This is a genomic window from Streptomyces sp. NPDC127108 (assembly GCF_042677545.1).
In the GTDB taxonomy this organism is placed as follows: domain Bacteria; phylum Actinomycetota; class Actinomycetes; order Streptomycetales; family Streptomycetaceae; genus Streptomyces.
Genome location: NZ_JBHXTE010000040.1, coordinates 93154 through 100530 on the forward strand (window position 1 = coordinate 93154; position 7377 = coordinate 100530).

The 7377-nt window shown below is 72.9% G+C and carries 6 protein-coding genes; 5 read left to right on the plus strand and 1 reads right to left on the minus strand.

Features of this window, described 5'->3' with window-relative positions; genetic code table 11:
* Positions 1 to 686, minus strand: a 686-nt coding sequence (locus ACFVHO_RS29795; protein ID WP_385721170.1) for a hypothetical protein, incomplete at its 3' end; no start/stop codon positions are given.
* A gap of 745 nt (positions 687 to 1431) precedes the next feature.
* On the opposite strand from ACFVHO_RS29795, the gene ACFVHO_RS29800 reads away from it, so the two are divergent.
* The 5 genes from ACFVHO_RS29800 to ACFVHO_RS29820 all read left to right on the plus strand — a co-directional run bounded on the left by ACFVHO_RS29800 (position 1432) and on the right by ACFVHO_RS29820 (position 7258).
* Complete coding sequence (locus tag ACFVHO_RS29800; protein WP_385721191.1) at positions 1432 to 4368, plus strand: nitrate- and nitrite sensing domain-containing protein; 2937 nt, start codon at positions 1432 to 1434, stop codon at positions 4366 to 4368.
* An 86-nt stretch (positions 4369 to 4454) separates the two neighbouring features.
* A complete protein-coding gene (locus ACFVHO_RS29805; RefSeq protein ID WP_385721194.1) occupies positions 4455 to 4922 on the plus strand; it encodes a roadblock/LC7 domain-containing protein in 468 nt (155 codons plus the stop codon).
* Positions 4922 to 5338 carry a DUF742 domain-containing protein gene (locus ACFVHO_RS29810; RefSeq protein ID WP_385721172.1) on the plus strand — a complete coding sequence of 139 codons (417 nt, stop codon included), beginning with the start codon at positions 4922 to 4924 and terminating at the stop codon, positions 5336 to 5338. Before ACFVHO_RS29805 ends, ACFVHO_RS29810 begins: the two co-directional genes overlap by 1 nt.
* A gap of 37 nt (positions 5339 to 5375) precedes the next feature.
* Complete coding sequence (locus ACFVHO_RS29815; RefSeq protein ID WP_385721175.1) at positions 5376 to 6002, plus strand: ATP/GTP-binding protein; 627 nt, start codon at positions 5376 to 5378, stop codon at positions 6000 to 6002.
* Positions 6003 to 6022: 20 nt separating this feature from the next.
* Entirely contained in the window at positions 6023 to 7258 is a 1236-nt protein-coding gene (locus ACFVHO_RS29820; protein ID WP_385721177.1) for a styrene monooxygenase/indole monooxygenase family protein, read from the plus strand.
* The last annotated feature ends 119 nt before the right edge of the window (positions 7259 to 7377 follow it).

Sequence of the window (7377 nt, forward strand, 5' to 3'; positions counted from 1 at the left end):
CGGCCCGTCTCGTCCCCGCGCCCCGCGGCGTGATTCTGGGCCCGGTGGGGGGTGTCGGCGGAGGGCGGGCGTTCGCCGGTCACCCGCTGCGCGCCCACCGCCGGATCCGCCGCCGCCGTGAAGAAGCCGCCCTCCGCGTTCCGCAGGGCCTCGACCGCCGCCGCGTACCGACGCCCCTCCGCCTGCCGCTCCGCCGAGCCGCGCGGCAGCGCCCGTACGACGTCGCGCTGCGCGCGGACCGCGTCCGGGAGCTGGTCGAGCCGCGGGTCGAGGACCGCCTCCACCGCGTCCCCGGCACCCGCAACGAGCAGCACGGAGTCCGACAGGACCAGGTGCTCCACGCGCTCCGCGTCCCACCGCGCGAGGACCACCGTCGCCTGCGGGGTGCGCGGGTGAGAAAGGTCACAGGTGTCACGGTGGGTGTCCGCGGTGCGCGCGATGGCCGCCGCGAGGATCTCAGGCAGCGTCATATCCCGCCGTGAAACGGACAGTTCGCCCAGGGCGCCGCCGAGCCGGGCGGTGAACCAGGGGACGGTGTGCGAACAGCCGGCGTCGCCGGACGGAGGCGTCACCCCGTCCAGGAGCACCAGTGATCCGCCCTGTCCGGACGCGGGGAGCGCCACTGACACGTAGTCCTCGTTGGGGCGGTCCGGGTCACCGGGTTCGGTGGTCAGTTCGATGCGCATTCGGCCAGTCTGCCCGAGGCGCGCGCACACGCCCTGGACGGGCGTGGTGGGCGGTGGAGCGGGGGAGTCGGCAGGTCAGGCGCCGGATTTCGGCCGGAATGATCAACTCCGACGTCGGTGTGGCGGCGCATCCTGCCAAAGCCGCCCACAGACGTCCAACTGGCACACCGCGCGCGGCCCTCACGACACGCAGGGTGACTTGCCCACCAACTCCCTGCCGATGTTCACTCCTTCAGGTGGCCAGGCAGACGATGCTCGACTGCCGCGCTCCGGCACTGGAATCGTCTGCGAAGGTCGGGAACCGTGCCGGGAGCGCTCGCGTTGACGGATCGTCACCTGGGCCCTAGGGCAGACGAAAACAGGAATGCGAGCACCGGTGCAAGAGATGCGGCCTCGGCGCGAAGGCAGGCGGAAGGCCCCGGCAGGTGACTCGCCGGGCGCGACCACTCCCGCGGAGCGGGGGCCCGCCGCAGCGGAGGGCACGGCGGAGCCCGGCGCGGGTACGGCTTCAACGACGGCGAGTACGGCTCCGGCGACGGGCGCGGCTCCGTCCACGACGGGTGCGGCTCCGTCCACGACGGGTGCGGCTCCGTCCGCGACGGGTGCGACCGCTTCCGCGACGGGCGCGGCTCCTTCCGTGAAGGGTGCGACCGCGTCCACGACGGGCGCCCTCTCCAGCGCGGCCCCCGTCGACCCGACAAGCGAGTCGACCCCACCCGCCTCCACACCCCCCGCCCCCGCGACGATCGCCCCCAACTCGCCCGTGCCCCCCGCACCCTCCGCCCCGCCCAAAGCCCGCGTCCGCAACCGCCTCATAGTGGCCGTCGCGGTCGTCGCCGCCGCCGTGGCCGGAGCGGGCGCGCCCGTCATCGTGACCGCGTCCAGCCAACTGAACGAGTCCCAGGGCCTGGTGACGCTCGCCGAGCTGACCCAGCAGTCGATCACCCTCAGTCACTCCCTGGCCGACGAGCGCGACGAGGTCACCGCGTACATCGCCGCCGGACGCCCCGAGGACAAGGGCCTCTCGGAGAGCCACAGCGCGCGCGTGGACCGGAGCATCGAGGAGCTCCGCGACGCCGCCGCCGACGCGAACACCAACACCTCCGTCACCGCCGAGCTGCGCCGCGACCTCGCGAAGCTCGCGTCCGTGCGCCGGGCCGCGCTCACCGGCGAGTCCAGCGCCCTCGACACCCACAAGGCGTACGGGAAGGCCATCGCCGAACTGCACGGCCTCACCCGTGAACTGGCCGAGCGGCTCCCGCCGCGCGCGGGCTCCGGGGCCCACGCCCTCGCCGACCTCGATCACGCCGTCGACCAGGCGGGATCCGCGCGCGGCCTGCTGCTCGCCGCGCTCGCCGTGCCCCGCCCCGTGTCGACCGGCTCCACCGTCGACCCGGTCACCGGCCTGCCCACCAACTCCGGCACCGGGGACAGCGAGGAGGACGGGCGCCGCGACGGCCTCAGCGCCGCCGCACAGCAGGCCCACGTACGGGAGCTGGCCGCGCTCGCCGACTTCCTGGACACCGCGCCCGCCAAGGCCCGCGCCACCTACGAGTCCACCGTCACCGGGAACGGCGTCACGACCGCCGAGCAGTACCTGACGCGCCTCACCGACCGGCCCCGGCTCTCCGCCGCCGACCAGCGCCTGGACCGCAAGAAGCTCGACAGCGCGCTGTCCGCCCGCATCGAGGCCATGCGCGGCGCCGAGAACGCGCTCGCCGACGCCCGCACCCAGAGCCTCGGCGAGCTGCGCGACGACGACGTCACGGCGCTGGAGATCCGCATCGCGCTCGTCGGCGTGCTGCTCCTCGTCGCCGTCGGCGTGTGCATGGGCACGGCCCGCTCGCTGACCCGGCCGCTCGCCGCCCTCCGCCGGGGCTCGGAGCGCGTCGCGACGGCGCCCGCGACCGAGGAACCGGTGCGCTTCACCGGCCGCGACGACGAGTTCGCCGCGGTCGTGCGCTCCGTCAACGCGCTGCACGGCCACGCCGTCGCCCTCCAGGACCGTCTGACCACCCTGGAGGCCGACCGCAAGCACCTGATCGGCCAGCGGCAGACGATGGCCGACGCCCGGCAGGAGATGGCCGACGAGCGGGACGCGCTGCGCGCCGAACTCGCCGAGGCTGCCGTCCACCTGGAACGGGTGCGCCGCAGCATCCACGGCACGTTCGTGAACCTCGCCCTGCGCACGCTCGGCCTGGTCGAGCGGCAGCTCGCCGTCATCGAGAGCCTGGAGGAGCGCGAGCAGGACCCCGACCGGCTCGCCACCCTCTTCAAGCTCGACCACTTCGCCACCGTCACCCGCCGCCACAGCGAGAACCTCCTGGTCCTCGCGGGCGCCGAGCACGGCCACCAGCACGCGGGGCCCGTGCCGCTCGTCGACGTCGTACGCGCCGCCGTCAGCGAGATCGAGCGGTACGAACGCGTCCGTATCGCCGCGCTGCCGCCGCACGCGCACATCGCCGGGTTCGCCGCCGACGACATCAGCCACCTGGTCGCCGAACTCCTGGAGAACGCCACCTCGTTCTCGCCGCCCGACGCCGCCGTCGAGGTGTCCGGCTGGCTCCTGGAGAACGGCGAGGTGATGCTCTCCGTACAGGACGAGGGCATCGGCGTCGCCCCGGAACGACTCGACGAACTCAACGCGCGGCTCGCGGAGTTCTCCCCCGACGACGTGTACGACCAGGAGAGCGGGGACGGCCTCGGGCTCGGCCTGTACGTGGTGGCGCGGCTCGCCGCCCGGCACGGGGCGCGGGTGCGGCTGCGCGAGCAGAAGCAGGGCGGGGTCGCCGCGGTCGTCGTCCTGCCCGACGGCATCCTCGCCGCGCCGCCCGCCGTGGGGGCGCCCGGAGCGGTGCCCGCCGCCCGCGCCGAGACGCCGTTCGTGCACCTGCCCGGCTCCGAGGCCGAGGCCAACTCCAATGTCCTGCCGTCCCGTTCGGGCGAGCGGGACCCCCTGATCGCCGCCGCGGAGACGACCCTCGAACTCCTGGCACCGCCCGTCCCGGCCGACCACCCGGACGACGCGGAGCCGCACGCGCGGCCGGACGACGAGGTCCGGCCGGAGCAGGAGGCGCGCCCGAAGCCGGACGCGCAGGCGCCGTGGGAGCGGGACGCGGCCCCGGCGGCGGAAGGGATGCCGGAAGGGCTCTCGGCGGGGTTGCCGGAAGGCGGGGGTCTTTCGGAAGCCGAGTCGGAAGCCGAGTTCATACGGGAGACCGAGGCGCTGTCGGGGGACGCGGAAGCCGTCGTCGTACGGGACGCGGAAGCCGCTGGCGGACAGGGCACGGAAGCCGCCGGCGGACAGGGCGCGGAAGCCGTCGTCGCACCGGACGCGGAAGCCGCCGACGTACAGGGCACGGTCACCGCCGACGCCCCGGACGCCGACGCCCCCGTCTTCACCGCCAAGGGCCTCCCCAAGCGGACCCCGAGGATCAGCGCGACCGCCGGGAGCACCACGCCCCAGCCGAGGCCCGCCGTCGACGCCGAGGAACTGCGGCGCAGGCTGGGCGGGTTCCAGCAGGGGGCCAACAGCGGCCGCCGCGATGTGGCGGCCGAACTGGCGCGTACAGAGCAGGAATCGGCCCGCACCGAAGGGGCGCGGGCCCGGACCGAAGAGAGTGCCGAAGGCCACCGTGCCGCAGATGTTCCGGGGGACCCAGTCGAGGAGGCAAGCAGTTGACTGCGCCCATGCGCACACCCGGTTCTTCCGCCAAGCCAGTGAAACCCGACCCGGGCGCCGACCCCGCGTCGGCGTCCGACGAACCCATCGCCTACGGACTCAGCAGTGAGGCCAAGAACCTCCACTGGCTCCTGACCAACCTGGTCGAGGAGGTTCCCGGAATCCTCTCGGTCGCCGTCGTCTCGTCCGACGGACTCCTGTTGCTCTCCTCCGACCCCGTGCGCAACGCCGAGCGTCGCCCCGCCACCAGACCCACCGGGCCCAGGGGATCGAGCGCCGACCTGGCCACCATCGTGTCCGGGCTCGGCAGCCTCACCCTCGGCGCGGCCCGGCTGATGGACGGCGGCTCGGTCAAGCAGACCGTCGTCGCCATGGCGGAGGGCAGCCTCTTCGTGATGGCGATCAGCGACGGCTCGCTCCTCGGCGTGCACGCGACGCCCGACTGCGACATGACGGTCGTCGCGTACCACATGGCACTGTTCGTCGGCCGCGCCGGACACGTCCTCACGCCCGAACTCCGCAGCGAGCTGCGCCAGTCGATGGAGAACGCGTGATGAGCGCCGTGCCCGAACTGCCCCGGCGCGGCGCCCCCAAGGGGAAGCCCGCGCGCGTGCGCCCGTACTCGCTGACCGGCGGCCGCACCCGCTTCGGGCACGTCCTGCTCGTCGAGACGTTCGTGGCCGCGACCCCCGCCCTCGAGGCCCCCGGGGCGCGGCGCGAGCTGGGCAAGGGCGACCCGCTGAGCACCCGCGTCATGCCGGAGATGCGGGCCATCGTCGAGATCTGCCGCCGGATGCGTACGGTCGCCGAGATCTCCGCGCTCCTGAAGATGCCCCTCGGTGTGGTCCGCGTCCTGCTCAGCGACCTCGCCGACCAGGGAAAGATCCGCGTGTACGGAACGGGCCACGGCCCCGGGCAGCCGAACCGCGCACTGCTCGAAAGGGTGCTGAGTGGACTCCGCCGTCTCTGACACCACCGCTTCTGACCCCAGCGCCTCCGAGTCCCCTGTGTCCGACTCCACCGTCGCCGAACTCCTCGCCCACGAGGAGGGCGTGCAGGCCTGGCAGACCGACCACACCCGCGCGCCGATCGCCACGAAGATCGTCGTCGCGGGCGGCTTCGGCGTGGGCAAGACCACGCTCGTCACCGCCGTCTCCGAGATCACGCCCCTCCAGACGGAGGCGCTGATGACGCAGGCCAGCGCCGACACCGACGACCTGAGCGCCACCCCCGCGAAGACCACGACCACCGTCGCCATGGACTTCGGCCGCATCACCCTTGACGACGACCTGGTCCTCTACCTCTTCGGCACACCGGGCCAGCAGCGCTTCTGGTTCATGTGGGACGACCTGGTGCGCGGCGCGATCGGCGCCGTGGTGCTCGCCGACACCCGCCGCCTCACCGACTGCTTCCCCGCGCTCGACTACTTCGAGAGCTGCGGACTGCCGTACGTCGTGGCCGTCAACCACTTCGAGGGCACCGAGCGGTACGAGGCCGATGACGTCCGAGAGGCGCTGACGGTGCCCGCGCACATCCCCGTCCTGATCATGGACGCGCGGCAGCGGATCTCGGCGATCGAGTCGCTGCTCGCCCTGGTGGGGCACGCGCTGGACCGCACCCCCGAGCAGCCCTGAACAGAAGGATCCCTTTCAGCATGCGGAAGATACTCATCGTCGGAGCCGGTCAGGCCGGTCTCCAGATCGCCCTCGGACTCCAGTCGCAGGGGTACGAGGTCACCCTCATGTCCAACCGCACGGCGGACGAGATCCGGTCCGGCCGGGTCATGTCCACCCAGTGCATGTTCCACACGGCCCTCCAGCACGAGCGGGAGCTCGGCCTGAACTTCTGGGAGTCGCAGGCCCCGAACATCGAGGGCTTGGGCGTCTCCGTCGCCGGTCCCGATTCCGCTCGTGTCATCGACTGGGTCGGCAGGCTCGACGGGTACGCGCAGTCGGTCGACCAGCGCGTGAAGATGGCGGGCTGGATGGAGACGTTCGCACAGCGCGGCGGGCAACTCGTCATCCACGGCGCGGCCGTCTCCGACCTGGACTACTTCTCCCGTACGTACGACCTGGTGCTCGTGTCCGCGGGCAAGGGCGAGCTGGTCTCGATGTTCGAGCGGGACGCCGCGCGCTCCCCGTACGACGCGCCGCAGCGCGCCCTCGCCGTCGCCTACGTCCACGGCCTCGGGCCGCGCCCCGAGCACCCCGAATTCGACGCCGTACGCTGCAACCTCGTGCCCGGCGTCGGCGAACTCTTCGTCATGCCGACGCTCACCACGTCCGGCCGCGCCGACATCCTCTTCTGGGAAGGCATTCCCGGCGGTCCCCTCGACGTTTTCCAGGGCATCAAGGACCCCGGCGAGCACCTCGCCCTCACCCTCGAACTCCTGGAGAAGTTCCTGCCCTGGGAGTACGCCCGTGCCACCAAGGTCGAACTCACCGACTCCGGCGGCACGTTGGCCGGGCGGTACGCCCCGACCGTGCGCAAGCCGATCGGGCGGCTGCCCGGCGGGGGGCTCGTCCTCGGCGTCGCCGACGTCGTCGTCGCCAACGACCCCGTCACCGGGCAGGGGTCCAACTCCGCGTCCAAGTGCGCGGCTTCCTACCTCTCGTCGATCGTCTCCCACGGGGAGCGGCCGTTCGACGAGGTCTGGATGCAGAGTGCGTTCGATCGGTACTGGGACACCGCTCGGCACGTCACCAAGTGGACCAACGCGATGCTCGGTGTGCCGCCCGAGCACGTCCTCAACCTCCTCGGCGCCGCCGGCGACCTCCAGCCGGTCGCCGACCGCTTCGCCAACGGCTTCAACGATCCGGCGGACTTCGAGAACTTCTTCTATGAGGCGGAGTTGGCGGAGGGGTATGTGGCGGGGGTCGCGGCTGCGTAGCCCCCAATCCCGCCCCTTCCCGAACCCGGGGGCTGCGCCCCCGGACCCCCGCTGTCGGCGCTTCGCGCCTCGTCCTCAAACGCCGGGCGGGCTAGTGTGTTGGCGGGTGGTTTTAAGCC

What these genes read in the sequence shown, in the direction of transcription:
- ACFVHO_RS29820 (WP_385721177.1), top strand. Translation starts at nt 6,023, where the DNA reads ATGCGGAAGATACTCATCGTCGGAGCCGGTCAGGCCGGTCTCCAGATC.
- ACFVHO_RS29810 (WP_385721172.1), top strand. Translation starts at nt 4,922, where the DNA reads ATGAGCGCCGTGCCCGAACTGCCCCGGCGCGGCGCCCCCAAGGGGAAG.